This window comes from Streptomyces sp. NPDC127108 (genome assembly GCF_042677545.1).
Taxonomy (GTDB): Bacteria; Actinomycetota; Actinomycetes; order Streptomycetales; family Streptomycetaceae; genus Streptomyces.
Map to the genome: position 1 here is coordinate 18834 of NZ_JBHXTE010000038.1, position 24792 is coordinate 43625.

18 protein-coding genes, 3 tRNA genes and 1 CRISPR repeat array are annotated in these 24792 nt (G+C 69.8%); of the genes, 9 read left to right on the top strand and 12 right to left on the bottom strand.

The window, feature by feature from the left end:
• Positions 1 to 38: 38 nt before the first annotated feature.
• From ACFVHO_RS28480 to ACFVHO_RS28490, 3 genes are all read right to left on the bottom strand, one after another.
• Positions 39 to 1781 carry a ParB N-terminal domain-containing protein gene (locus ACFVHO_RS28480; RefSeq protein WP_385720509.1) on the bottom strand — a complete coding sequence of 581 codons (1743 nt, stop codon included), beginning with the start codon at positions 1779 to 1781 and terminating at the stop codon, positions 39 to 41.
• A 120-nt stretch (positions 1782 to 1901) separates the two neighbouring features.
• Complete coding sequence (locus tag ACFVHO_RS28485; protein WP_385720512.1) at positions 1902 to 2342, bottom strand: DUF6197 family protein; 441 nt, start codon at positions 2340 to 2342, stop codon at positions 1902 to 1904.
• A gap of 65 nt (positions 2343 to 2407) precedes the next feature.
• Positions 2408 to 3154 carry a DUF2786 domain-containing protein gene (locus ACFVHO_RS28490; protein ID WP_385720515.1) on the bottom strand — a complete coding sequence of 249 codons (747 nt, stop codon included), beginning with the start codon at positions 3152 to 3154 and terminating at the stop codon, positions 2408 to 2410.
• Between the two features lie 531 nt (positions 3155 to 3685).
• Between ACFVHO_RS28490 and ACFVHO_RS28495 the strand changes: the two genes are divergently transcribed.
• The 4 genes from ACFVHO_RS28495 to ACFVHO_RS28510 all read left to right on the top strand — a co-directional run bounded on the left by ACFVHO_RS28495 (position 3686) and on the right by ACFVHO_RS28510 (position 6949).
• Positions 3686 to 3934, top strand: a complete 249-nt coding sequence (locus ACFVHO_RS28495) for a hypothetical protein (RefSeq protein WP_385720518.1) — start codon at positions 3686 to 3688, stop codon at positions 3932 to 3934.
• Between the two features lie 663 nt (positions 3935 to 4597).
• The gene (locus ACFVHO_RS28500) at positions 4598 to 4996 is read left to right on the top strand and encodes a peptidase inhibitor family I36 protein (protein WP_385720521.1); all 399 of its coding nucleotides are present in this window, start codon (positions 4598 to 4600) and stop codon (positions 4994 to 4996) included.
• 741 nt (positions 4997 to 5737) lie between these two features.
• Positions 5738 to 6223 (top strand): STAS domain-containing protein, encoded by a 486-nt coding sequence (locus tag ACFVHO_RS28505; protein ID WP_385720524.1) that lies wholly within the window; start codon positions 5738 to 5740, stop codon positions 6221 to 6223.
• Positions 6224 to 6733: 510 nt separating this feature from the next.
• Positions 6734 to 6949 (top strand): LexA family protein, encoded by a 216-nt coding sequence (locus ACFVHO_RS28510; protein WP_385720527.1) that lies wholly within the window; start codon positions 6734 to 6736, stop codon positions 6947 to 6949.
• A 289-nt stretch (positions 6950 to 7238) separates the two neighbouring features.
• Positions 7239 to 8244: a CRISPR direct-repeat array (repeat unit 29 nt; unit sequence CGGATCACCTCCGCTCGCGCGGAGAGCAC).
• A 392-nt stretch (positions 8245 to 8636) separates the two neighbouring features.
• On the opposite strand, the gene ACFVHO_RS28515 is transcribed toward ACFVHO_RS28510, so the two are convergent.
• From ACFVHO_RS28515 to ACFVHO_RS28530, 4 genes are all read right to left on the bottom strand, one after another.
• Positions 8637 to 9869: a tyrosine-type recombinase/integrase gene (locus tag ACFVHO_RS28515; RefSeq protein WP_385720530.1), complete on the bottom strand. Its 1233-nt coding sequence runs from the start codon at positions 9867 to 9869 to the stop codon at positions 8637 to 8639.
• Between the two features lie 104 nt (positions 9870 to 9973).
• A tRNA-Ile gene (locus ACFVHO_RS28520) sits at positions 9974 to 10047 on the bottom strand.
• A gap of 263 nt (positions 10048 to 10310) precedes the next feature.
• Positions 10311 to 10383, bottom strand: a tRNA-Asn gene (locus ACFVHO_RS28525).
• 5 nt (positions 10384 to 10388) lie between these two features.
• A tRNA-Asn gene (locus tag ACFVHO_RS28530) sits at positions 10389 to 10461 on the bottom strand.
• Between the two features lie 168 nt (positions 10462 to 10629).
• On the opposite strand from ACFVHO_RS28530, the gene ACFVHO_RS28535 reads away from it, so the two are divergent.
• The 4 genes from ACFVHO_RS28535 (at position 10630) to ACFVHO_RS28550 (ending at position 16484) form a co-directional block, all read left to right on the top strand.
• Positions 10630 to 10929 carry a YtxH domain-containing protein gene (locus tag ACFVHO_RS28535; RefSeq protein WP_385720533.1) on the top strand — a complete coding sequence of 100 codons (300 nt, stop codon included), beginning with the start codon at positions 10630 to 10632 and terminating at the stop codon, positions 10927 to 10929.
• Positions 10930 to 11040: 111 nt separating this feature from the next.
• Positions 11041 to 12483 carry an FGGY-family carbohydrate kinase gene (locus ACFVHO_RS28540; protein WP_385720536.1) on the top strand — a complete coding sequence of 481 codons (1443 nt, stop codon included), beginning with the start codon at positions 11041 to 11043 and terminating at the stop codon, positions 12481 to 12483.
• A 291-nt stretch (positions 12484 to 12774) separates the two neighbouring features.
• Positions 12775 to 14508, top strand: a complete 1734-nt coding sequence (locus tag ACFVHO_RS28545; protein WP_385720539.1) for an ABC transporter ATP-binding protein — start codon at positions 12775 to 12777, stop codon at positions 14506 to 14508.
• 26 nt (positions 14509 to 14534) lie between these two features.
• Positions 14535 to 16484, top strand: coding sequence for an ABC transporter ATP-binding protein (locus ACFVHO_RS28550; RefSeq protein ID WP_385720541.1), 1950 nt, complete (start codon positions 14535 to 14537; stop codon positions 16482 to 16484).
• A gap of 83 nt (positions 16485 to 16567) precedes the next feature.
• On the opposite strand, the gene ACFVHO_RS28555 is transcribed toward ACFVHO_RS28550, so the two are convergent.
• From ACFVHO_RS28555 to ACFVHO_RS28575, 5 genes are all read right to left on the bottom strand, one after another.
• The gene (locus ACFVHO_RS28555; protein ID WP_385720543.1) at positions 16568 to 17854 is read right to left on the bottom strand and encodes an RNA polymerase sigma factor; all 1287 of its coding nucleotides are present in this window, start codon (positions 17852 to 17854) and stop codon (positions 16568 to 16570) included.
• A 280-nt stretch (positions 17855 to 18134) separates the two neighbouring features.
• Positions 18135 to 20042 carry a DNA primase gene (gene dnaG, locus ACFVHO_RS28560; RefSeq protein ID WP_385720546.1) on the bottom strand — a complete coding sequence of 636 codons (1908 nt, stop codon included), beginning with the start codon at positions 20040 to 20042 and terminating at the stop codon, positions 18135 to 18137.
• A 270-nt stretch (positions 20043 to 20312) separates the two neighbouring features.
• Complete coding sequence (locus ACFVHO_RS28565; protein WP_385720549.1) at positions 20313 to 21575, bottom strand: NAD(P)/FAD-dependent oxidoreductase; 1263 nt, start codon at positions 21573 to 21575, stop codon at positions 20313 to 20315.
• A gap of 176 nt (positions 21576 to 21751) precedes the next feature.
• Positions 21752 to 23077, bottom strand: a complete 1326-nt coding sequence (locus ACFVHO_RS28570; protein ID WP_385720550.1) for a deoxyguanosinetriphosphate triphosphohydrolase — start codon at positions 23075 to 23077, stop codon at positions 21752 to 21754.
• Positions 23078 to 23131: 54 nt separating this feature from the next.
• Complete coding sequence (locus ACFVHO_RS28575) at positions 23132 to 24193, bottom strand: CbiX/SirB N-terminal domain-containing protein (protein WP_385720553.1); 1062 nt, start codon at positions 24191 to 24193, stop codon at positions 23132 to 23134.
• 214 nt (positions 24194 to 24407) lie between these two features.
• On the opposite strand from ACFVHO_RS28575, the gene ACFVHO_RS28580 reads away from it, so the two are divergent.
• On the top strand, positions 24408 to 24710 hold the full coding sequence (locus ACFVHO_RS28580) for a hypothetical protein (protein ID WP_385720555.1): 303 nt from the start codon (positions 24408 to 24410) through the stop codon (positions 24708 to 24710).
• The last annotated feature ends 82 nt before the right edge of the window (positions 24711 to 24792 follow it).

The following is a 24792-nucleotide window of genomic DNA, read 5'->3' on the forward strand; positions in this document are numbered from 1 at the left end:
GAGTCTTCTTCCGCCCCGGCGTCGGGCGGCTGAGGCGCTTAGGCAGTCGCGTCTGCGGCGGGCTGCTCGGCGGCAGCTGCCTGGTCGGCTTGCGCAGGCTTGGCGCTGGCCGTGATCGCGGCGCGCTTCTTCTTGTACGGGTCGTACGGTTCGTCGTCCTTGACTGCCCGCTCGATCGGAGTGAGCTGGTACCCGAGCCCTTCGAGGATCGCGAACCACCGGGCAGTGGGCTTACGGACCCAGTCCGACCGCTGGCTATCGGTGCGCCACGCCGGTCGGGTGGCGGACTTCTCCCGTACGGCGGCGACGGCAGCGAACTGGAGTTGAGGGGCGCGGCGGGGGTCCTTGGCGACGTGCTCGGGGAACTTCTCTCGGTACTTCGCCTTGTCGCCGGTGAGGCCGAGCAACGCCGCGAGGACGTTGGTGGTGGGCTCCTTGTTCAGGTCGTCGCACAGTCCCCATTCACCGCCGAGCAAAGCCGCGTTGACGTGGCCGACAAGGGCGTTGGTGGTGTCCTTGGTGAGGTTGCGGCGCTTGACGATGTCCGCGAGCCACTGGCGGCGGCGGGTCTCGGCGGCGTCCCACTCAAGGTTGCCCTTCTTCACTGCGGCGCGGGCGGCCTTCTCTGCCTCCTTCTCGGCGGTGCTCTTGCTGCTGCGGCCCATGGGGCTGCCGGGCTCGGCGTGGCCGTACAGGGCCGGGGACGTGCAGTACGGCTTGTACTTCTCGTCGTCGCCCTCCTCAAGAACCCAGATCTGCCCCTTGCACTCCGCGTGCCCCTCGGCCGTGATGTGCTTGTCGTCGGATGTCCTGAGCCTCCATACCGGGGTGGCCCGTTCGGACAGTTCCGTCATGTCGCGGACCCGCTGCCCTGCCTTCTCCAACTCGGCACGGTGAGTCTGGGCCTTCTGCCGCTTCTCCCTCTTGGTCTGCTCGATCCGGATGGCCCAGTCGACTTCGTCAGAGTCGGTGATCTCGTCGGCGGCTGCCTCCTTGATCGCGGCGAGTGCTTCGGGGTCGTCGGCGAATTCACCAAGGGCGGCCAGCTGATCGAACGTCCACGCGTAGGCCGTGCCGTCGACGGCCCCGTTCAGGGACTGGCTGCTCTTGACCTTCACGACGGCCTTGACGTCCTTCTGCCGAACACCTGCGGCCTTGGCGATCCGCCCGACCTGAGCGCCCGCCTCTGCCGCGCTGAACATCGCGGCGGTCATCTCGAACTGCGTGAGTGGCTTCCGATGGTGGGCGGTTGTGATCATGTCGAGGAACTGTCCGGCCTCGTCGCGGTCGTCGTCCTCCCACTCGAACGGGAGGTGGGTAAGTCCGGCGTCGTGGCCGCCGAAGTACCTTCGGTTGCCGTCGTTGACCTGAAGGACTCCCCCGTCCAGCCGCTGGACCTTGACGGGGATGCGGCACCCGTCGGTGCGCAGTGACTCGACGAACGCCGCGTTGATGTCGAGGTCCTCGCGGGCGTTCTTCGGGTGCGGGGTGAGCGCGTCAATGCGGATGACCGGGCGGGGCGTGAACGGCACGGTGTCCAGTCCGGCTGCGATGGCGGCGGTCAGCCGCTGGAACCCGTCGATCACCTGGGGCACGTCGCCGTGGGTGCGGACGACATAGAGCGGCTCCTGTACGCCGTTGGCCTTGATGTCGGCCATGAGGTCGGCAGGGACCTCGACGGCGCGGATGTTGCCGGAGTGCGCGCTCAGCTCGGCGACAGCGAGGGCGTCCCACCGCGAAGGGGCAGTCTGGACGTCGACTTGGGCCGTGGTGCTGCTCATCGTGTTTCGTCTTCCTTGGTGAGGGGTCCCGCCGGGCCGGTCGGCCCGGCGGGGGTGCCGGTCAGGGGTGTTGCCCTCCCCCTCCCGGCACCACTAATAAAGCCATGTTCTAAAAGTGGGTCAATTACGGTCGACGTGCTCGCGATCACTTCCACAGAGGGCTGCGGCGGCACGGAACGCTTCGACGGCTTCCTCGGTGGTGCGACCGGGCTCATCTCCCCAGCACCACAAGGCGATCCGGCGGTAAGCGTCTTCGACCATCCGGAGGTGTCGCCACGCGGTGGGCGGGACAGGTCGGCCGTTGAGGTGGTCGCTGAGGACGACGAGAGAGTGCCTGAGCGCGCGATGAAAGGCGCTCCAAAGTTCCTCGTCTCGGATCGACCAGCGAGGCTTGACCGCGCGGACGCCTTGATCCCACGCGTGCAGCATGGTGCACGGGGCGGATTCTCCGGGCTTTCCGGGCTGCCAGAGGCGTTCCCCCTGGTAGAGACCGACGCGCTCCATATGGTCAGCGGCAGCGGCGAGAACGCGGGCGGCGGTGGCGGGCTGTTCAACTGACATGCGGCTCTCCTGACTGCGTGAGTGCGGAGCCGGGGGCGGAATGCCGCCGCCCCCGGCACGGACGGCTAGGACGTGAGGGATCCGGCGGCGGGTCGACCGATGCGGCGCCCTCCGATGTCGGCGTGGCCACCTGCGCCCCAGCCGTCGCCGTACCCGCTGCCGCTGTACGATCCGCCGGTCGACCGGATGCGCGGGTGTTCCTTCCGGAACTCGGCCCGAACCATGGCGTCGCGGTCGGCCAGTACGAGTTCGCCACTGCGGCCGGTCGCCGACGTTTCTCCGCTGGCGGCGGCGCGGGCGGCCTTCTCGATCTCCTCAAGTCGATCCGTGACGCGCTCAATGAAGCCGATCTGCCAGGAGTTCCGCCACGCCCGCGCGCTCCGGACGCCGAACGGGACGCTTTGCGCGGCCAGACCGCTGAACATCTGGAGGACGAGCGAGGCGTAAAGGATCTCGGCACGCTGAACGTCGGACTCGTACCCGACGATGTGGACACGGCGAGCACCCCCCGCGCCCTTCTCATTGAGGCTCACGGCCTGGCATCCGACGGACCGCGCGATGAAGCTCATGAGGCGGACGCGGGACATGGACCACGGGTTGGGGAAAGCCACGTACCGGCCGGTGATCGAGTCGCGCGACGGCTGCCCGTCACTCAACAGCGCCTCGTCAACGCCGTACTTCGCCATCATCTCCATCGCCCGCATGCGGGCAAGTTCGGCTTCCGCCTCGGGGGTTGCAGGGTTCCCGGCCTTGGCAAGCAGGGCCTGAATGGTGGCCAGCTTCGGGTTCGCGTCCGTCTGAGGGGTGCCCATCAATCTGCTCCTGGTGAGAGTGACCACCCGAAGCCGACTTGGCCTCGGGTGTCGGCCGGGGCGTTGCCCTCCCCTTCCGACATGACTAATTAAACCATGTTTTGAGGGTGCGATCAAGCTCCTCAGACCCTGACCAGCTATTTCTCTGCCGACGGGACCCGCACGGCCCGGCAGGCCTCGGCCACGACGGGGCCGGGGCGGGGTTCCCTCCTCGATCGGACGGCGCTGCCGTGCGTGCCGTGGTGCAGGGGCGCGGGGTGGAGCGCCCGGAAGCCGGGGCTTTCTGAGGTACGAGGAAAGTTCCGGACCCGGACGTACGACCCCGCGCCCCTGCGGCGCGGTGCGCTTTGCTGGGTCGGCCGATCGAGGAGGGAACCCCGCCCTTCCTCTCCGCAACCACAACGGCGCGGCACCCGAACGACTCGCCCCTCCCCCTCCGAGTGAGGACCCGCCGGAGGCATGAACCTCTTGAGGCCGGCACCGACAACTGCCGTGTGAGTTCTTCCCGGTGCTGTGCCTACGGTGCGGGCCATGAGCAGGTACAGCGAGCATCAGCGCGCCGAGATTGAAGAAGCCGCCCAGCGCCCAATCGGGGAGGTGAAGGACGTCGTGCACCACCAGGTCGCCGACAGTCGTGGGCATCCGTCGCACGAGGACGTGACAACCACGGGCGATGAGGAGCCGCTCGAGGAGACAGACCTCCGCGTCCAGCGAATCTCGAAGGAGTCCGACCAGGTGTTGGTGACTACCGCGGTACGGAACCTCGGCGGAGCGAACTGATGGCAACAGCTTCGACATCAGGGGTGAGCGCGGCTGAACTCCGGCGCCGTGTGCGGGAGATCGAGTCACTGCAGGCGAAGACGCGGGAGCTGGCAGCGGCGGACGTCCTGACGACGCGGAAGGCCGCTGTGGACGCCGCGGCAGCGAAGGAGGCAGCCGACGCGGCAGCGAGGGAAGCAGCAGCGGCTGCTCTTCGACTGTTCGGCAACGACTCTGAGCTGGTGGGGCAGTTGCTCGGGATACCGGCCGAGGATCTGGAGCGCGAGGCGAAGCCTGTTACCGCCGCTCGGGCCAAGGAGGTCATCGAGGGGCTGCGGGCTCGCGCGGGGCGCCGCCCCCGGATTCGACGTACTCGCTCCTCGCCCCCCATGGCGGGCCAAGCTGCGTCTGCGGCACCAGCTGCTCCGGCGGACGGGGACCTGGGTAACAACCAGTCCGGTGTCGTCTGAGTACCACCGCGGGCGTCGCTCCGGGGCCCTGCCGGTCGCTCTGCGCTGCGGGCTGTCCCCTCCCCCCGATGCCCCGAGAGGGTCCAGATGTCTGCTGCTGTCTACCTCAGTTCTGTGAGGTACTGCCCGTATCTGCTTGCCGCCACCGTGGGCCAGCGCGGCAGTACGTGAGGCCGTGCCGAACGACTCGACTCAATTCGACAAGGGGTGAACCATGTCCAGGGTGCGATTGGCCTTCGTGGGTGCGGCGGCTGTCATAGCGGCGGCGGCTTTGCCAGGGTCTGCTCAGGCAGCCGATGGATACGACCGGTGCGTTTCCGGTGACGTGTGCTTCTTCACCGGCAAGGACGGCGGGGGCAGGATGTGTGCCTGGGACTGGCACGACAAGGACTGGACCCGCGAGCCCATCACCTGCAGTTGGTCCGGCGACGTGAACGTCCAGTCGGTCTTCAACAACGGCAAGCGCACGCCCGACGGCAAGTTCCAGGATGTCGCCTACTACGAGTTTACGAACTACACCACCCGCAAGGGGTGTACGAAGCTCGGTAAGAAGGGCAATCTCGCCGGTACCTACACGCTGCGTTCTCACCAGTGGCTGGAAGGCAGTTGCTGACAGGCGTACTTAACCTGACTCAGGCGGCACGCAGCGCAGCAGGCAATCGGCAACCTGCGCGCCGCCTGGGACGGGCCGGCGGCGTCCACAGTTGAGATCCGGATCGGCCCACCACATGGCACTCACTCACTGACACCCAGTGCGGGCTTCTGCAGGAGCAGTGGTGGGCAGGGGCCCTCCCGATGCCAGAATGCCGCCCCAGCTGTCCTCGTAGCTCCTGGGCCAGCAGCATGCACGGTCGCTCATGGGAGCGGAGTGTCGCCCATGGCCTTGGCGGTCAATCTTCGCTGTCATGAACTGTGTTCGGTTCAACTTCGATGGCAATCGGTCAAGATTCGGTGGCGCAGGACACTCAGCCAAATCAGTAGCTGTCCTGTCGCGTGGACGGTTGAGCGTTCTCACTGAACTGTGAGCGGCCAGGGTCCCGGCCTGCAGGGCGCACGCGCGGCCGGGAGCACTCCCGCGGTCTCGCGGCCACCGGCGAGGACGCTGCGCGCGCGGCCCGGCGGATGGGGAGCCACTGGCCTTCGCGCACGCGAGCACCGCCCTGCCAGTCGACTTCCGGCCAGGCGGCGGTCACTGCACCTAGCCCAGCGGGGTCTCGGCCACGGCCAGGCCACGGTGTCCAGGGCGCCTACCCTCACTTGCGTCAACCACGCCACGCTTCTACGCGCCCCTTGACGCCCCTCTCGCCGATGCGGAACAACAACCCCTACGGCAGGGCAATACGACACAAGCAGTATGCGGCTGAGCATCCAGGACGCCTCCACGAACCAGCACGCCCTGCTCTACCTGGCCGGGGAACTGGACTACGCCACCATCCCCGTCCTGTGCGACCGAGTCGTGGACCTCATGGCAACGGGAAGACGCCGCGTCACCCTCGACCTATCCGCGTTCACCCAATGCGACACCGCCAGTCTCTACACCCTCCTGGGCATTCGCAGCGCACTCCAGCACGCCGACGGCAGCCTCACCCTCACCGCGGCAAGCCCTGCCGTCCGCCACGCCCTCGACCACAACGCCCTCTACGCCAGCCTCCCGCTCGCCTCCGACACGGAGCACATCCCGCCACAGCCCAGCCGACCACCTGGACGTAGAAGGCCGGGCAGACGGCGCAAGCAGGCTGCGCCGAGGCCGCGATCGGAACGCCCTGCCCCTCAGCTCGCGAAGGGCTTGGCGCCTGAGCCGATAGTTCTCGTCGAGCAGTCGATGGTTCTCCGCGACTAGCGCGCGGCTCTCACTCACCAGCTCATGGGCCTCGGCAACAGCAGCCCTGGACCGCTCAACAGCAGACCACAGTCGCGCTTCGTCTCCCATGCGGAGCGGCTGCCCGCAATCCGGGCAGTCATGAGTCCGAGACGGAACTTCCACCACAAGTCGAGCCCCTGGGAACGGTCACTCAGAGTTTCGCGAGAACGCTCAACCTTCAATGCAACAGGCCAGCAGCCAGGCTTACGAACCGCCACCTCGCATCAATATTCGAACATGTGCTCTACTCTCAAGCATGCACTGGCACCGATTCCCTGATGACCTCCTGGGGGCCCAAACCGCCTGGTATGTCACGTACAGAGGCCTGGCCACCGCGCCAACAACCCGTACGGCTTCGCTCCGACGCCGACTGCTGCGGCTGTCCCGGCAGATCGCAGAGCACCCTTACTGGCAGACCCCTGCGGGTACCCCCGCTGCTCGCGTCGCTCTCAAGGAGCAGGCCCTGGCAATCGCGACAGAGGCACGGCTATGACGCTCAGCGACCGCCAACTGCGGATCATGCGTAGCGCACGCGAGTGGATCGCGGAGTACGGAGAAGCCCCTACGGTGCGCGAGCTCGCCCGAGCCGTGGGACTCGCCTCGACTTCCTCCGTCCACTACCAGTTGGCGCGCCTCCGCGAGCAAGGGATTGCAGTTGAGACCCGAGGCCGCCGCAGCGCGCGGTGCCCGTACTGCGGCCACTGACTGGACGGCGGGCTGCTGAGCCTGCGGGGAGTTCCCTCTCGTAGAGTGCCCGCCGATATGAAGCGGGGAGAGGCCCTCCGGGCCGGTGAATGTCAGGTCGTCCGGGGCTTTCCCCTGCACCCTGCGTTTGAGCTCCTGCCAGTAAGAATCGGTGACCACGACCGTGCGGCGACTCTTCTTCGTCTCAGGGGCGCCCATGTATGCCTTGCCATCCTCGTCGTGCTTCCACGCGTGCTGGATGCGGATGGCCGGACGGCCATTACAGGGGTGGAGGTCTCACGGCTGGAGCGCGGTCACCTCCGCTCGCGCGGAGAGCACTGCGACTGGCGTGAGCGCGTACTCTCGTACGCCGGATCACCTCCGCTCGCGCGGAGAGCACGCAGTGGGTCGCCGACGTCACGGCCGCCCGATTCGGATCACCTCCGCTCGCGCGGAGAGCACTGCCTGGCCTGGACGAAGATGTACCTGCAGCACGGATCACCTCCGCTCGCGCGGAGAGCACAAGAAGACCAAGCGGACGTGGCTACGTCGGATCGGATCACCTCCGCTCGCGCGGAGAGCACTCGTCGCCGCGCGTCGGGTCGTAGTTGACCTGCGGATCACCTCCGCTCGCGCGGAGAGCACACCAAGGAGGTGGCCCGCATCGGCGGACTGGTCGGATCACCTCCGCTCGCGCGGAGAGCACACGCCCGTGGTGGTCGCCACCTACTTGCCGATCGGATCACCTCCGCTCGCGCGGAGAGCACTCGAGGCGAGATTGTCTGCCATGGCTGGCCTCCGGATCACCTCCGCTCGCGCGGAGAGCACTAGAAGCTCTTGTCGGACCCCTTGGCGGAGCGCGGATCACCTCCGCTCGCGCGGAGAGCACAACGCGTGAACACGGGCAACGATGGACAGCGGCGGATCACCTCCGCTCGCGCGGAGAGCACGTCGGGTTCGTCGTCCATGACGCCTACGTGTTCGGATCACCTCCGCTCGCGCGGAGAGCACTCGGGCAGGTACCAGGTCTCGGCGCGCATCCGCGGATCACCTCCGCTCGCGCGGAGAGCACGCGTACACGCCCGACGACCACCATGGTGTCGACGGATCACCTCCGCTCGCGCGGAGAGCACCGGTCAGGCATCGTTCACCTCCCGGTCGATGGCGGATCACCTCCGCTCGCGCGGAGAGCACTGCGTCCTCCGGGAAGCGCTCGTTCAGCTCGGCGGATCACCTCCGCTCGCGCGGAGAGCACCACGGCCATAAGCGTCCGCTGGCCACCGTGGCCGGATCACCTCCGCTCGCGCGGAGAGCACCTTCCCGACCTGGCGCGTTACGGCGACTTTGCCAGTTCTTTGACATGGTCGCGCGGTACGACCCGATCTTGTCGATCCGTCAGATGCCGGGGAGACATAGCGGAATTCTATGGTCGTCGAGCAGGGGCTGAGAGCGCGTTTGGGCTGACACAGGCCGCCCGTTGTCAGTGGTGGCTGCCGTCACTGACGCCATAGCGAAGCGAGACGGTGTCCCACACGGGGTGCTCTCCGCACGAGTGGACGTGCTCCTGCCCGAATCACCACTTGTGGTCTTGCCTCTGCATCCTCCGCGACCGAACACGCAGCGGCGAGGCGAGCAACCCGTCCGGCTGTGGCCTCGGGCCCCGGAGCGACGCCCAGAGAGTCAAGGCCACGGCAAGGCAGACCAGAACCTACGCCCTGGCGGTCGACGACGCCCCCGCGGGACTCATCGCCCACTCCACAGCCGCCACCACCTCATCGTCCGCGGAGTCCAGAAGATGCCCATACCGGTCGACCGTAGTGGTGATGGACTCGTGCCCCAGCCTCCCCTGAACGACAGGCAGTGGGACCTTCCTGTCGATCAACCATGAAGCGTGCGTGTGGCGGAGGTCGTGGACGCGTGGCCTCTTCGTCAGGCCGGCATCATTGGCAGCGTTCAGAGCGGGCTTCCACCGATGGGCGAAGAAGAAGCCGGAGTGCCATGCTCCTCCTCCAGGGGACGTGAAGATCAGGTCCTGCGGCTGCTTGCCTCGGCAGACTCGCTGGAACAGCTTCACCTGATCAGGAGTGAGCACAAGGGTTCGCCGAGACTTCTTCGTCTTGGGAGCACCGAGGTACGTGCCGCCTTCAGCCTTGCGCTTCCATGCGCGTTGCACGCGGAGCTTGGGCCGCTTGCCGGTGAACGTGAAGTCGCGCGGCTGGAGTGCCGTCGCTTCTCCCCAGCGCAGGCCGCTACCAACCAAGGCATCGACCAGGTCGACCGCGTCCTCTTTCACATGGGCGCGGAGGAGCGCGTACTCCTCCGGCTCCAGGAAGACCTCCTCGTCCTCGGCTTCATCGCCCTTGGGCAGACGCGTGTGCGCGCACGGGTTCGCGTCGCGCAAGGGCGGGTCTGCGGTCACGGCGGTCTGGAGGATGCTGAAGAGCAGGCCGTGGAGGTTGGCGATGGTCTTCGACGCGTAGGCCCGTCGCTCGGTACCAGGCTCGTGGTGCGGACCGGGACGCCCCTCTTTGAGGTCGTTGATCCACTGGCTGACGTGTTCACGCGTGATCTTGTTCGCGTGATCCGACACGGCCAGGTCCCGGAACCACGGGATCATGTGGTTTTCTATGAATTTCTCGTAATTGGTGCGCGTATGCCCAGATATATCCGTAAGCAGTCCGACGCACTTTCGAGCGTACGTAGGGAACATCTCTTCGACGGGGCACTCGGGCTCGCCCGGGTCGACGAACCCCTCCCCCTTGACCCAGCCCGGCGGCCATCGCTGCCCGTGACCGTTCACCAGGTCACGGAAACGATTCGCCGTCACCTCGTCGTCGAACATCTCGCCCTGCCACTTACCGTCGCGGGTGCCTCCGGCGCGCCAAACGACCCTGTATGAGGTGATGCCAGACTTGCTCGTGCGGATCTTGATGTTGGCCATGACAGGCATCGTAGAGATGCCGCGTGAGGCAACGGTGAGGCAACGACCTGGGCAATGAACGCCGCGCCGTGACGTTTCCGCAGGTCAGATCGATTCTGCTTGGGTGGGGCGGGTGGGACTCGAACCCACGGCCGACGGATTATGAGTCCGCTGCTCTAACCGGCTGAGCTACCGCCCCTAACGGCGCGTCGCGCACATTTGTGCGCGCCGTCTGCCGCAGCATAGCCGCTCATACGATCTCCTGCTCCGGCTGGTCGGCTATGCACGACCATGAGGACCCCACTGCGGCCCGCGCGGTTCCATCGGGGGCGAAACAAGCACGTACGAGGGATCGTTGGGGGCCGATCCGGGAGGGTCCCAGGAGGGTCGGAGCGGGGTCCGGGCATGCGAGAGGGTCCCTGCGGGGCCGCGAACGACCGCCTCAGGGACCCTCTCGAACAGCTCTCCCGACTGGACTCGAACCAGTAACCTGCCGGTTAACAGCCGGCTGCTCTGCCAATTGAGCTACAGGAGACCGCGCTCCCCCGACTGGACTCGAACCAGTAACCTGCCGGTTAACAGCCGGCTGCTCTGCCAATTGAGCTACAGGGGAATGACTCTTGGTGACGGAGTCACTGCAACAATGTCACCTACCTGGGGATTCCCGGGCGGCGTGCGCTCGCTGCGACACATACATTAGCGCAAGCAGGGGGGTGCTCCGCCAATCGGTATCCCCTGGCGACCGACGTCGGGACAGTCGAGCAAGGGAAGGGTGGCCGTCATGCGCTACCGGCTCACATTCGTGGCAGGTCTGGCACTCGGGTACGTGCTCGGGACCCGGGCCGGACGCGAGCGTTACGAGCAGCTGAAGAAATCGGTTCGCGAGATCTCCCAGAACCCCGCCGTCCGCAACACGGTGGAGTCCGCGGCCCAGCAGGGCCGGGGCGTCGCGGGCAAGGCCTTCCACTCCGTCTCGGAGAAGGTCGGCGACCGGATGCCGGACTCCGTGGCCGACCGGGTGCGGTCGCTGCGCGAGCGCGGACAGGGCTCGGAGGACGACTGGGGCACCAGCAACACGTAGCGGTCACCAGCAACACGCGGGCACCAGCAACACATAGCGGTCACCTGCGACGACGAGCCCCGTACGGACAGCCGTGCGGGGCATCGTCCGTTGTGCGGCAGAATCCTCGGCATGGGGATAGTCGCGGGGTTGGACAGTTCGCCCGAATTCACACGCATCGTGGTCTGCGACGCCGACACGGGCGCCGTACTCAGGCAGGGCTATGCCCCGCATCCGGTGGAGGCCCCGGAGGGCGGCGGGAAACCGACGGACGTCGACCCGCAGGCCTGGCTGCTCTCCCTCGGCGAGGCGGCGGGCGGCGGGCTGCTCGAAGGCGTGCAGGCGATCGGCGTGTGCGCCCAGCAGCACGCCCTCGTGCCGCTCGACTCGCAGGGCAACACGGTCCGGCCCGCCCTCGTCGGCAACCACTCGCGTACCCAGGTCGCCGCCGCCGACCTCGTCGACGGGCTCGGCGGCCGCCAGGCGTGGGCCCAGGCGGTCGGCTGCGTACCGCAGGCCCCGATGCCCGTGACGAAGCTGCGCTGGCTGGCCCGGCACGAGCCGGAGGCCGCGCTGCGCACCCAGATGCTCATGCAGGCCCACGACTGGCTGGTGTGGCAGTTGCTCGGGCGGCCCGCACGGCGCACCACCGACCGGGGCGGGGCCTCGGGCACGGGGTACTGGTCGGCGGCGACCGGCTCGTACCGCCCCGATCTGGTGGAGCTGGCCCTCGGGCATCAGGCGATGCTGCCGGAGGTCATCGGTCCGGCGGATGCCGCGGGTACGACGCCGGAGGGGCTGCTGATCTCGGCCGGCACCGGCGAGACCATGGCCGCCGCGTTCGGGCTCGGGGTGCAGCAGGGCGACGCAGTCGTCTCGCTCGGCGCCTCCGGGTCCGTGATGGCGGTGCACCACGAGGCGCTGGTCGACGCGAGCGGGACGATCACCTCGCTGGCCGACGCCACCGGCATGCACCTGCCGGTCGTGCATACCCTCAACGCCGTGCGGGCGCTGCGCGGCACCGCCGAGATGCTGGGCGTGCCCGACCTCGAAGCGCTCTCCGACCTGGCCCTGAAGTCGACGCCCGGCGCCCACGGACTCGTCCTGCTGCCCTATCTGGAGGGCGAGAAGACGCCGAGCCTGCCGCACGCCGCGGGCACCCTGACGGGGCTGCGGCGTGAGTCGATGAAGCCCGAGCATCTGGCGCGGGCCGCGTTCGAGGGCATGCTGTGCGGGCTCGGGGACGCCCTCGACGTGCTGCGCGGGCGGGGCGTCGAGGTGCGGCGCGTGTTCCTGCTCGGCCCCGCCGCCGACCTGCCCGCGGTGCGGGCGATGGCGCCGATGCTGTTCGGCACGCAGGTCGTCGTCGTACAGCCCGCGGACTACGCGGCGATCGGTGCCGCGCGGCAGGCCGCCTGGGCGCTGACCGGGCAGCTGCCGCTGTGGCAGGGCGCGGTCTCGCAGGTCTTCGAGCCCGGTGAGGAGCTGGCCGTCGGGCAGGCGGTGCGGCAGCAGTTCGTGACAGTGCGGGAGCAGGCGCACCCGGGGGCGTTCTCGGGGACGCCGGTCGCCTGAGCGGTCCCGCGACGGCCGTCACGGTCGTCATGGGTTGCCTCAAGATCGCTACGGATCACCACGGACCCGGTCGACAACAGTCGGCCGGGTCGGTCGTTTTGCTGCGGAATCCGGCATTCCACAGCGCTGCGTGAGTGAACCAAAGCATTCAGTGTGCCCAGTTCTTGACCAAGGCTGATTTTTGACCGGGTCATGGGTTAATCGGTTGCACGGGGGCGGGTGCGGTGGCGCAGGATGGTGGGCGACTTCCTCGACGCCTCCCCCCATCCATGACTCAGCCGAGAGACGAGCGTGCTCATACGACTCCTACGGACCCATCTGGGTCCGTACAAGAAGCCCATCGCCCTGCTGGTGCTCCTGCAGTTCCTGCAGACCTGCGCCTCGCTCTATCTCCCCACCCTGAACGCCGACATCATCGACAACGGTGTCATCAAGGGGGACACCGGCTACATCCTGTCGTTCGGTGCCCTGATGCTGGCCGTCACCGTGGGCCAGATGGTGTGCAACATCGGCGCCGTCCTGTACGGCGCCCGCACCGCGGCCGCCGTCGGCCGGGACGTCCGCGGCGCCGTGTTCGACCGGGTGCAGTCCTTCTCCGCGCGGGAGCTGGGCCAGTTCGGCGCGCCCACGCTGATCACGCGGACGACCAATGACGTCCAGCAGGTGCAGATGCTCGTGCTGATGGCGTTCACGCTGATGGTGTCGGCGCCGATCATGTGCGTCGGCGGCATCGTGATGGCGCTCGGCCTGGACGTGCCGCTGTCGGCGGTGCTGCTCGCCGTGGTGCCGGTGCTCGGCATCAGCGTCAGCGTGATCGTGCGCCGCCTGCGGCCGCTGTTCCGCACCATGCAGGAGCGCCTGGACACGGTGAACCGGGTCCTGCGCGAGCAGATCACCGGCAACCGCGTCATCCGCGCCTTCGTCCGCGACTCCTACGAGAAGGAGCGCTTCCGGGGCGCCAACGCCGAGCTGACCGAGGTCTCGGTGAGCACCGGCAAGCTGCTCGCGTTCATGTTCCCGATCGTCATGACGGTGGTGAACCTGTCGTCGATCGCCGTCGTCTGGTTCGGCGCGCACCGCATCGACGACGGCGACATGCAGATCGGCGCGCTCACCGCGTTCCTCGCCTATCTCATGCAGATCGTCATGTCCGTGATGATGGCCACCTTCATGTTCATGATGATCCCGCGGGCCGAGGTGTGCGCCGAGCGGATCCAGGAGGTCCTGGACACCGACACCAGCGTGGTGCCCCCGGCGGATCCGGTGCGGGAGCTGCGCGGCCACGGCCATCTGGAGCTGCGCGGCGCCGGATTCCGCTACCCGGGCGCCGAGGAGCCGGTGCTCAAGGCCATCGACCTGGTCGCGCGCCCCGGCGAGACGACCGCCGTGATCGGGTCGACGGGCAGCGGCAAGTCGACGCTGCTCGGCCTCGTGCCACGCCTGACGGACGTCACCGAGGGCGAGGTCCTGGTGGGCGGCGTCGACGTGGCCGCCGTCGAGCCCGCGCTGCTCGCCCGCACCGTCGGACTCGTACCGCAGAAGCCGTATCTGTTCGCCGGGACCGTGGCGAGCAATCTGCGGTACGGCAATCCGGACGCGACGGACGAGGAGCTGTGGCACGCCCTGGAGGTGGCGCAGGCCAAGGAGTTCGTGGCAGGGCTCCCGGAGGGGCTCGGCGCGCCGATCGCGCAGGGCGGCTCCAATGTGTCCGGCGGTCAGCGGCAGCGCCTGTCCATCGCGCGGACGCTGGTGCAGCGGCCGGAGATCTACCTCTTCGACGACTCCTTCTCGGCGCTCGACTACGCCACCGACGCGGCGCTCAGGGCCGCGCTCACCCAGGAGACCCGCGAGGCGACCGTCGTGATCGTCGCCCAGCGGGTGTCCACCATCCGTGACGCCGACCGCATCGTGGTCCTCGACGAGGGCCGGGTCGTCGGCACGGGCCGCCATCACGAACTGATGGACGACAACGAGACGTACCGGGAGATCGTCCTCTCCCAGCTGACGGAAGCGGAGGCCGCGTAATGCCGCCTGGTGGCATCGGTGGACCGATGATGGGGCCCGACTCCCGGTCCATGGACTTCAAGGGCTCCGGGAAGCGGCTGCTCACGCAGTTCCGGCCGGAGCGGGTCACGATGTACGGGATGCTCGCGGCCGTCGTCATCAGCGTCGCGCTGTCCGTGCTCGGCCCGAAGATCCTCGGCCACGCGACCGACCTGGTCTTCGCGGGGATCGTCGGCCGGAACATGCCCGAGGACGAGTCGAAGGGCGAGGCCATCGAGCGGTTGCGCGAGCACGGAGACGGCGGCATGGCCGACATGCTCTCCGGGCTCGACTTCACGCCGGGCGAAGGCATCGACTTCGGCGCGATCGGCTCCGTGCTGCTGCTCGCGACGGGCGTGTTCCTCGCGGCGGGCCTGATGATGCTGGTGGCCACGCGGCTCTCCAACCGGGCCATCAACCGGACCGTGTTCCGGCTGCGCGGCGACGTGCAGGCGAAGCTGTCGCGGCTGCCCCTTTCGTACTTCGACAAGCGGCAGCGCGGCGAGGTCCTGAGCCGGGCCACGAACGACATCGACAACATCAACCAGACGCTCCAGCAGTCGATGGGCCAGCTCATCAACTCGCTCCTGACCATCGTCGGCGTGCTCGCGATGATGTTCTGGATCTCCCCGCTGCTCGCCCTGGTGGCGCTGGTGACCGTGCCGCTCTCTTTCGTCGTGGCGACGAAGGTCGGCAAGCGCTCGCAGCCGCAGTTCGTGCAGCAGTGGAAGTCCACGGGCGCGATGAACGCGCACGTCGAGGAGATGTACACCGGACACACCCTGGTGAAGGTGTTCGGCCGCCAGGACGAGTCCGCGAAGGCCTTCGCGGAGCACAACGACGCGCTGTACGAGGCGTCGTTCAAGGCGCAGTTCAACAGCGGCATCATGCAGCCGCTGATGTTCTTCATGTCGAATCTGAACTACGTGCTCGTGGCGGTCGTGGGCGGTCTGCGGGTGGCTTCAGGGGCCCTTTCCATCGGTGACGTGCAGGCCTTCATCCAGTACTCCCGGCAGTTCTCGATGCCGCTGACGCAGGTCGCCTCCATGGCGAACCTGGTGCAGTCCGGCGTCGCGTCGGCCGAGCGGATCTTCGAGCTGCTCGACGCGGACGAGCAGGACGCCGACCCGGTGCCGGGCGAGCGGCCGGCCGACCCGCGCGGGCGCGTGGAGATGCAGCACGTGTCCTTCCGGTACGAGAAGGACAAGCCGCTGATCGAGGACCTCTCGCTGGTCGTGGAGCCGGGGCACACCGTCGCCATCGTCGGCCCCACCGGCGCGGGCAAGACGACCCTCGTCAATCTGCTCATGCGGTTCTACGAGGTCACCGGCGGACGCATCACCCTCGACGGGGTCGACGTGGCCCGGATGTCCCGCGACGAACTGCGTGGCGGTATCGGCATGGTGCTCCAGGACACCTGGCTGTTCGGCGGCACCATCGCGGAGAACATCGCGTACGGAGCCGCATCAGGAGGGGCGGCGCGCAGCGCCTCAGGCAAGGGTGGTGGCGGGAGACGGGCGGGAGTCTCACGCGAGCAGGTCGAGGAGGCCGCGCGGGCCGCGCACGCCGACCGGTTCATCCGGACGCTGCCCGACGGGTACGACACCGTCATCGACGACGAGGGCACGGGTGTCAGCGCGGGCGAGAAGCAACTCATCACCATCGCCCGGGCGTTCCTGTCCGACCCGGTGATCCTCGTCCTCGACGAGGCGACGAGTTCCGTGGACACGCGCACCGAGGTGCTCATCCAGAAGGCCATGGCGCGGCTCGCGCACGGGCGGACCTCGTTCGTCATCGCTCACCGTCTTTCGACGATTCGCGATGCCGACACGATTCTCGTCATGGAGGACGGGGCGATCGTCGAACAGGGCACGCATGACGCGCTGTTGGCTGCGGAGGGGGCGTATGCCCGGCTGTACGCGGCTCAGTTCGCGCAGGCCGTGGTTGAGGTCGACTGAGCGCCGTCGGGGCTTGGAGGAGCTGCGTGTTCCGGTCCGTTGTGGCTGGTCGCGCAGTTCCCCGCGCCCCTTACGGGGCGCTTTCAGTCGAGGTAGCCGCGAAGCTGATCGGCGAACGCGTGGTCCCGGAGCTTGTTGAGGGTCTTGGACTCGATCTGGCGGATGCGTTCGCGGGTCACGCCGAAGATGCGGCCGATCTCTTCCAGGGTGCGGGGGCGGCCGTCCGCGAGGCCGTAGCGGAGTTGGACGACCTTGCGTTCGCGTTCGCCGAGTGTGGAGAGCACCGCTTCCAGGTGTTCGCGCAGGAGCAGGAACGCCGCCGACTCCACGGGGCTCGTCGCGTCGCCGTCCTCGATGAGGTCGCCGAGCGCGACGTCGTCCTCCTCGCCCACGGGCGCGTGCAGCGACACGGGCTCCTGGGCGAGGCGCAGGACCTCGCTGACGCGTTCGTGCGGCAGGTCCAGGTGGGCGGCCACCTCTTCGGGCGTCGGTTCGTAGCCGCGCTCCTGGAGCATGCGGCGCTGGACGCGGACGACGCGGTTGATGAGTTCGACGACGTGGACGGGTACGCGGATGGTGCGGGCCTGGTCGGCGAGGGCGCGGGACATGGCCTGGCGGATCCACCAGGTGGCGTACGTCGAGAACTTGTAGCCGCGGGCGTAGTCGAACTTCTCGACCGCCCTGATCAGGCCGAGGTTGCCCTCCTGGACCAGGTCGAGCATGGTCAGGCCGCGGCCCACGTACCGCTTGGCGACGGAGACGACCAGGCGCAGGTTGGCCTCGATGAGGCGGCGCTTGGCCATCCGGCCCATCACGACCAGCTTGTCCAGGTCGAGGGCGAGCTGGGAGTCCGGGTCGGGGGTGCCCGCCAGCTTCTCCTCGGCGAACAGGCCCGCCTCGACGCCGCGCGCGAGCTCGACCTCCTCGGCGGCGGTGAGCAGGGGTATGCGGCCGATCTCGCGCAGGTACTGGCGGAACAGGTCGGAGGAGGGGCCGCCGGTGTCGGCGCGGCTGCGCGGACTCGGCACCTCGACGACCTCGACGACCTCCTCGGACGGCTGCTCGGGGGCCTGTTCGGCGGCCTCCGGCCGTTCCGGGTGGAGCGGTGCGTGGCCCTGCGGGGGCACCGCCGCGATGATGTCGGCGTCCACCGCCGCGGCCGTGGGCGCGGCGGTTTCGGTCTGGGTGAGGGTCTGGGTCTGCACGGGGGCGACCTCCAGGGTGATCGCTGCCGCGGGGGACGGCAGCGGTACAGCGGGACCGGCGTCGACGGCCTCGCCGCTGTCCGTCCCGAACACGATGTGTGGAACCGCGGGTATGTCGGACCCGTTGGCTTCTGCGGGCCGGCCGCGCTCCGAGGACTCAGGCACCGCACCCCAGTGTGGAGTACGACACATGGCCGCCACGAGGGGCGTGCGGGGACTTTTTGAGTCCGGTGCGTAATCGGTCGGTTACCCGCGGGGCGCCCCAGTCCCGCCCCTTCCCGAAACCGGGGCTCCGCCCCTGGACCCCGGGGGCGGGGGTCCCGGGCGGGTGGGACAGACCCCCGCCGAATCGGCGCTTCGCGCCTCGTCCTCAAACGCCGGACGGGCTGAGACGTTGCCGGGGCGAGCTGGGAATGTGCCGGTACCTTTCAGCCCCTCATGGAGGTCAGAGCGCCGCCGCGCCCCGTTCGCGCAGCGCGCGGCCGTACTGCTGGAGGACCCACAACTCGTTCTGTACGGCGGAGAGTTGCTCGGGGTCGCCGTGGCTGCCCGCGAGGCGGGCGAAGGTGCCCTGGACGTCGCGGACCCGTCGGTCCACGGCGCGCAGCCGCACCGTGACCAGCTGCTCCCCGGCGTACGCGGCGTCGACGGTGCGGCGCATGATCGCCTCGACGGCCAGCTCCGTGACCATGGCGCGGACCCCGTCGTCGGGGGCGGCGTCGCGGACCCGGACCAGGTAGTCCTGCGGGTCCTGGGTGCCGTACTCGGCGCCGCCCGCGTCGAGGACGGCCTGGCGCACGGCGGCGTAGGGGGCGGCGGTGAACTCGTCGACGCCGTACGCGTCGAAGGCCGGGGAGACCAGGTCCGGGTGCTGGAGGGCGAGCTTCAGGAGCTCGCGCTCGGTGGCGTACACCGGGTTGCGCAGGTTCAGGGCCGGGCCCGCGTGGCCCTGCCGGGGGGCCGCGGGGGCGGGGCCCTGGGGGGCGGCGCCGCGCTGCGGGGCGGGGCCCTTGCTGCCGCGCTCACGGGCCCAGCGGGCGAGCTGCGCCACGCGCTTCACGACGAACTGGGTGTCGAGGATGCCGAGCATGCCCGCGAGCTGCACGGCGACCTCGTGCTGCGCGCCGGTGTTCTTGATGCGGGCGACGACGGGCGCGGCCTCGTCCAGGGCGGCGGCGCGGCCCGCGGGGGTCTCCAGGTCGTACCGCGCGACGATCTGGCGGAGCGCGAACTCGAAGAGCGGGGTGCGGGGTTGGACGAGGTCGGCGACCGCCTCGTCGCCCTTGGCGAGCCGCAGGTCGCAGGGGTCCATGCCGTCGGGCGCGATGGCGATGTACGTCTCGGCGGCGAACTTCTGGTCGTCCTCGAAGGCGCGCAGGGCCGCCTTCTGGCCGGCCGCGTCGCCGTCGAAGGTGAAGATCACCCGGGCGGAGCCGTTGTCCATGAGGAGGCGCCGCAGGATCTTGATGTGGTCGCCGCCGAAGGCCGTGCCGCAGGTCGCGATGGCCGTGGTGACGCCCGCGAGGTGGCAGGCCATGACGTCGGTGTAGCCCTCGACGACGACGGCCCGGCTGGCCTTGGCGATGTCCTTCTTGGCGAGGTCGATGCCGTACAGGACCTGGGACTTCTTGTAGACCGGGGTCTCGGGCGTGTTCAGGTACTTCGGGCCGTTGTCGTCGTCGCGGAGCTTGCGGGCGCCGAAGCCGACGACCTCGCCGCCGATGTCGCGGATCGGCCACATCAGCCGTCCCCGGAAGCGGTCGATGGGGCCGCGCCTGCCCTCCTGGGAGAGGCCGGAGAGGGTCAGCTCCTTGTCGGTGAAGCCCTTGCCGCGCAGGAAGCGGGTGAGGTGGTCCCAGCCCGCCGGGCTGTAGCCCACGCCGAAGTGCGCGGCTGCGGCCTGGTCGAAGCCGCGCTCGGCGAGGAACTTGCGGCCGATCTCGGCCTCCGGGCTCTCCAGCTGGGCGATGTAGAAGTCGGCCGCCGCCTTGTGGGCCTCGATCAGGCGGATGCGTTCGCCTCGCTGGTGCGAGGGGTTGTACCCGCCCTCCTCGTAGCGCAGCGTGATGCCCGCCTTGGCGGCGAGGCGCTCCACCGCCTCGGAGAAGGTCAGGTGGTCGACCTTCATCACGAAGGTGAGGGTGTCGCCGCCCTCCTGGCAGCCGAAGCAGTGGAACAGGCCCTTGCTGGGGCTGACCTGGAACGACGGTGACTTCTCGTCGTGGAAGGGGCAGAGGCCCTTGAGGTTGCCGCCGCCCGCGTTGCGGAGCTGGAGGTACTCGGAGACGACGGCGTCGATCGGGACCGCGTCCCGAACCGCCTTCACGTCCTCGTCATTGATCCGTCCAGCCACGCCCAGATTCTACGGCTCGCCGCCGACAGTCCCGTCCCGAGTCCCTCGCGGGGCGCCCCAGTCCCACCCCTTCTCCGAACCCGGGGCTCCGCCCCTGGACCCCGCTCGTCGGCGCTCCGCGCCTCGTCCTCAATCGCCGGACGGGCTAGAGGGCGTGCGGCTGAGTCTTAGCCTCTCCGGCGGGGTCTGGGGCGGAGCCCCGGTTTCGGGAAGGGGTGCCCGCGCGCGGAGCGCGCTGATGGACGCAGTGGGGAGCCCCCGGTGGGGGCGCTAGTCGAGCAGCGCGCTCAAAGGCCGGGACGGGTCGGCCAGGGCGTCGGGGTCGGGGCGTGCGCCGGTTCTGATCAGCTTCTGGATGGCTTCCGTGACGTCCCACACATTCACGTTCATCCCGGCGAGGACCTGCCCCTCGCGCAGCCAGAAGGCGATGAACTCACGCTTGCCCGCGTCGCCACGGATCACCACCTGGTCGTACGTGCCCGGCGGCGCCCAGCCCGAGTACTCCAGGCCGACGTCGTACTGGTCGGAGAAGAAGTAGGGCACGCGGTCGTAGGTGACGTCCTTGCCGAGCATGGCGCGGGCGGCGGCCGGGCCGCCGTTGAGGGCGTTGGCCCAGTGCTCGACGCGCAGGCGGGTGCCGAAGAGCGGGTGCTGGACGGCGGCCACGTCCCCGGCGGCGTGGATGTCGGGGTCGGAGGTGCGCAGGCCGGTGTCCACGACGATGCCGCCGCCGTCCGCGGGGTCCACCAGGTCCAGGCCCGCGGACTCGGCGAGGGCGGTGCGCGGGGCGGCGCCGATCGCGGCGAGCACGTCGTGCGCCGGGTGCTCCTCGCCGTCGTCGGTGCGGACGGCGAGGACCATGCCGTCCTGTCCGGTGATCTCGGTGAGGCGGGCGCCGAAGTGGAAGCGGACGCCGTGCTCGGCGTGCAGGTCGGCGAACATCTGGCCGACCTCGGGGCCGAGGACGGCGTGCAGCGGCGTCGGTTCGGGCTCGACGACGGTGACCTCCGCGCCGTACTCCCGCGCGGCGGCGGCGACTTCGAGGCCGATCCAGCCCGCGCCCGCGATCACCAGGTGGCCGTTGTCGCGGCCGAGGGCGGCCAGGACGTGCCGGAGGCGGTCGGCGTGCGCGAGGCGGCGCAGGTGGTGCACGCCCGCGAGGCCGGTGCCGGGGACGTCCAGGCGGCGCGGCTCGGCCCCGGTGGCGAGAAGCAGCTTGTCGTAGCGGATCACCGTGCCGTCGCCGAGCCGCACGGTGTGCGCGGCGCGGTCTATGGCGACGACGGTCTGGCCCAGGTGCAGCTCGACGTCGGCCTGCGCGTACCACGCGGGTTCGTGCACGAAGACGCTGTCGCGGTCCTCCTTGCCCAGGAGATAGCCCTTGGACAGGGGTGGGCGTTCATAGGGGTGGTCGCGCTCGTCGCCGATGAGGATCACCCGGCCGGTGAAGCCCTCGGCCCGGAGCGTCTCGGCCGCTTTCGCGCCTGCGAGGCCCCCTCCGACGATGACGAACGTCTGATCCGCGTCGACCACTTGATGCCTCCTAGAAACCTTCAGCTCATGGGAGCGTCCCGCACGGAGCGTGATGACGGAAGGGGGTGCGCGGCCCTGTGGCCACTTTCCGTCACCCCCTCTGCGCCGGTTCCGGCGCCGCTCTCGCGGTTGTGGTCACTCACCGTCCGGGTTCCTCAATTTATGGGGTGCGGTGGTCATCGCCTAGGACGACCGCCCGTGAGCCGCAGGTGCAAGGACCGGGCCGCGGCGTCCGTGAGGGACGCGATCTGGTCGATGACGACGCGCTGGGCGGCGCGGTCGTCGGTCGCCGTGTCGTACAGCGCGCGGAACTGCGGGTCGAGGCCCTCGGGGGCGCGGGCGGTGAGGGCGGCGGCGAGTTCCGCGACGACGACGCGCTGGTCGGCGCGGAGCCGCTCCTGCGCGGGGCGCTGCATCACGTAGCGGTCCGCGACGGCCTTCAGGACCGCGCACTCCAGGCGCGCGGCGCGGGGCACGACGAGTTCGGCGGCGTACCGGGTGAGCGGCCCGGTCCCGTACCGCTCCCGGGTCGCGGTCTCCGCCGCCAGGCAGAAGCGGCCGATGAGCTGACTGGTGGCGTCCTTCAGCCGGGCCTGGGCGACGGCCGACCCGTCGTACCCGTGCGGCCACCACTCCTGTTCCTGGAGCCGGTCGAGCGCCTCGGCCAGCTCCTGCGGGTCGGTGTCCTCGGGCACGTAGCGCCCGATGGCGACGGCGAAGACGTCCTGGCGTTCGGGTTCGGCGTGCAGCAGGTTCGGGTCGAGGTGCCCGGCGTGCAGGCCGTCCTCGACGTCGTGCACCGAGTACGCGACGTCGTCCGACCAGTCCATGATCTGCGCCTCGAAGCAGGTGCGGTGCCCGGAGCCCGGGTGGGCCGGCGCCTCCTTGCGCACCCAGTCGAACACGGGCCGGTCGTCGTCGTACACGCCGAACTTCACCGAGGACGGGTCGGTCGGGTGGGAGCCGCGCGGCCACGGGTACTTGGTGGCGGCGTCGAGCGCGGCACGCGTGAGGTTGAGTCCGACGCTGACCAGTTCGCCGCCGCTGCCCGCTCGCGTGAACCGTTTCGGCTCGATCCGGGTGAGCAGCCGCAGCGACTGGGCGTTGCCCTCGAAACCCCCGCAGCCCTGCGCGACCTCGTTGAGCGCCTGCTCGCCGTTGTGCCCGAACGGCGGGTGACCGAGGTCGTGGGACAGACACGCGGTCTCCACCAGATCCGGGTCGCACCCGAGCGCCGCGCCCAGTTCCCGGCCGACCTGGGCGCACTCCAGCGAGTGCGTCAGCCGCGTCCGGGCGCTGGCGTCCCACTCCTGGTTCCTGGTGCCCGGCGTCACCACCTGCGTCTTCCCCGCGAGCCGCCGCAGCGCGGCCGAGTGCAGGACCCTCGCCCGGTCACGCTGGAAGTCCGTTCGCCCCGGCCGTTTGTCGGGCTCGGGGGCCCAGCGCTCGACTGCTGCCTCGTCGTAGAGAACGGTGTGCGGGTGCGGTGCGGTGCCTTCCATGGACTGACAGTAGACGGCTCGGGGGGTGGGGTGCGCGGGGGCCCGGTGCCGGGGTCAGGCGGACGCCAGCTGCCGGTGTGACGTGGGAGCGGCCGACCTGGCTTGTTCGTAGCGGTGCAGCAGCAGGGCGGCGAGGGCCGGGTGCGCGCCGAGCGGGGCGGCGGCGAGCCACGGCGCGGCGTCGGCGGCCTGGGTGGCGAAGCGGCCGGGCGCGGTGAAGTACGAGGCGACCGCGGCGTGGCGGACCCCGCGGTCGGCCAGCGTGCGCAGGGCCGCGGGCACGGTCGTCGGGGTGTGCTCGGTCGGCGCGGCGTACGCGGGTACGACGGGGACGCCGAGGCGGCGGGCGAGGAGCCCGGCGGCGCGGCGGGTGTCGACGGCGGAGTCCGGGTCCCGGGAACCCGCGGCGGCGAGGACCACGCCGTGCCCTTCCGCCGCGGCCCCGGCGGGCCAGCCCGCTTCGGCGAGGCGGGAGTGCAGGGCCTCGACGAGGAGGGGGTGGGGGCCCAGAGGGGCGGCGACGTGAAGGGGGCGGCGGGGTTGGGCGGTCGCGGCGGCCGCACTGTCCGCGGCTGCGGCCGCGGCGGGGATGTCGTGCTTGACGTGGTAGCCGCGGCTGAGGAGGAGCGGTACGAGGACGGCGCCGGGGCCGTCGGCGGGCAGGCCCCGCAGCGTCTCGTCGAGGCCGGGCTCGTTCAGCTCGATGTGCCCGAGCCGCACGTCCAGTCCCGGGCGGAGGGCACGGACGAGGTCGAGCAGCGCGGTCACGGTGCGGCGGGCGCGGGGGTCGCGGCTGCCGTGGGCCACGAGGACGAGAGCGGGGGCGGCGGCGGGGAGCGGGGCGGGACGGGGGGAGGCGGGGAAGGTGGGGACGGGGGTGCGGCCGGGGTCCGTCCTGCGGGACCCGTTGAGGGTGACGTGCCCGAGGCGGGTGCCCAGCTCGCTGGTGATGCGGGTAATGAGTTGGGCGGTGGTGTCCAGAGGGGTGGTGTCCGGGAGGGTGGGGAAGGTGGTCGGGTCCGGCGGGGAGACGGGGTCCTGCGGGGAGACGGGGTCCTGCGAGGCCGTGGGGTCCGGCAGGGCCGTGGGGTCCGGATGCGGGTTCGACGGCTTCATGGACCGAGGATGGCGGGGGCAGATTGCGGTCCCGTTGCGTCGCCGTGACGAGTGTTTTCGGGGCGCTCACCGGTGGGGTGGAGGGGTGGTGATCTGCCACAAGGAGTGGCGCGTAAGGAGCCGGACTCGCGCGAGGGTCGCACGGGCAAAACGCGGCGGCGGGTCGATAGGCTCCCGGCCTAGTTCACCGAGGCACCAGACGAGGACCCCTTCCATGCCCCGTGCTTCCGCACTGATGTATGCCGCCGCCACCGCCGTGGCCCTGACCTTGCCGTTCGCGGCGCCCGCCGTCGCCGCCGAGCCCGGCGGATCCCTGACGATCAACGGCACCACGTACAACGACGCGCGTCCGGGCTGCTACCCCAGCAACGCGCCCAACGCCCTCGTCGTCAACAACACCGGGAGCGACGCCTACGTGTACGCCGATCCGCACTGCCGGGATCTGAAGGAACTCCAGGTCGTCGCTCCTGGGGCCACCGGTTATGTCTCGGGTGGCCAGGGCGTTCACATCATCTGAGCTCCGTCCGGCCTCACAGTCGGGCCCGCCCCGGCCGGAGGTCGCCGTACCGCTCGCGTAACCCGCCGGCCCGTGGCGTGAA

What these genes read in the sequence shown, in the direction of transcription:
- ACFVHO_RS28540 (WP_385720536.1), top strand. Translation starts at nt 11,041, where the DNA reads ATGGGGATAGTCGCGGGGTTGGACAGTTCGCCCGAATTCACACGCATC.
- ACFVHO_RS28490 (WP_385720515.1), bottom strand. Translation starts at nt 3,154, where the DNA reads ATGGGCACCCCTCAGACGGACGCGAACCCGAAGCTGGCCACCATTCAG.
- ACFVHO_RS28510 (WP_385720527.1), top strand. Translation starts at nt 6,734, where the DNA reads ATGACGCTCAGCGACCGCCAACTGCGGATCATGCGTAGCGCACGCGAG.
- ACFVHO_RS28505 (WP_385720524.1), top strand. Translation starts at nt 5,738, where the DNA reads ATGCGGCTGAGCATCCAGGACGCCTCCACGAACCAGCACGCCCTGCTC.
- ACFVHO_RS28480 (WP_385720509.1), bottom strand. Translation starts at nt 1,781, where the DNA reads ATGAGCAGCACCACGGCCCAAGTCGACGTCCAGACTGCCCCTTCGCGG.
- ACFVHO_RS28515 (WP_385720530.1), bottom strand. Translation starts at nt 9,869, where the DNA reads ATGGCCAACATCAAGATCCGCACGAGCAAGTCTGGCATCACCTCATAC.
- ACFVHO_RS28580 (WP_385720555.1), top strand. Translation starts at nt 24,408, where the DNA reads ATGCCCCGTGCTTCCGCACTGATGTATGCCGCCGCCACCGCCGTGGCC.
- ACFVHO_RS28495 (WP_385720518.1), top strand. Translation starts at nt 3,686, where the DNA reads ATGAGCAGGTACAGCGAGCATCAGCGCGCCGAGATTGAAGAAGCCGCC.
- ACFVHO_RS28570 (WP_385720550.1), bottom strand. Translation starts at nt 23,077, where the DNA reads ATGGAAGGCACCGCACCGCACCCGCACACCGTTCTCTACGACGAGGCA.
- ACFVHO_RS28535 (WP_385720533.1), top strand. Translation starts at nt 10,630, where the DNA reads ATGCGCTACCGGCTCACATTCGTGGCAGGTCTGGCACTCGGGTACGTG.
- ACFVHO_RS28575 (WP_385720553.1), bottom strand. Translation starts at nt 24,193, where the DNA reads ATGAAGCCGTCGAACCCGCATCCGGACCCCACGGCCCTGCCGGACCCC.
- ACFVHO_RS28485 (WP_385720512.1), bottom strand. Translation starts at nt 2,342, where the DNA reads ATGTCAGTTGAACAGCCCGCCACCGCCGCCCGCGTTCTCGCCGCTGCC.
- ACFVHO_RS28550 (WP_385720541.1), top strand. Translation starts at nt 14,535, where the DNA reads ATGATGGGGCCCGACTCCCGGTCCATGGACTTCAAGGGCTCCGGGAAG.
- ACFVHO_RS28500 (WP_385720521.1), top strand. Translation starts at nt 4,598, where the DNA reads ATGTCCAGGGTGCGATTGGCCTTCGTGGGTGCGGCGGCTGTCATAGCG.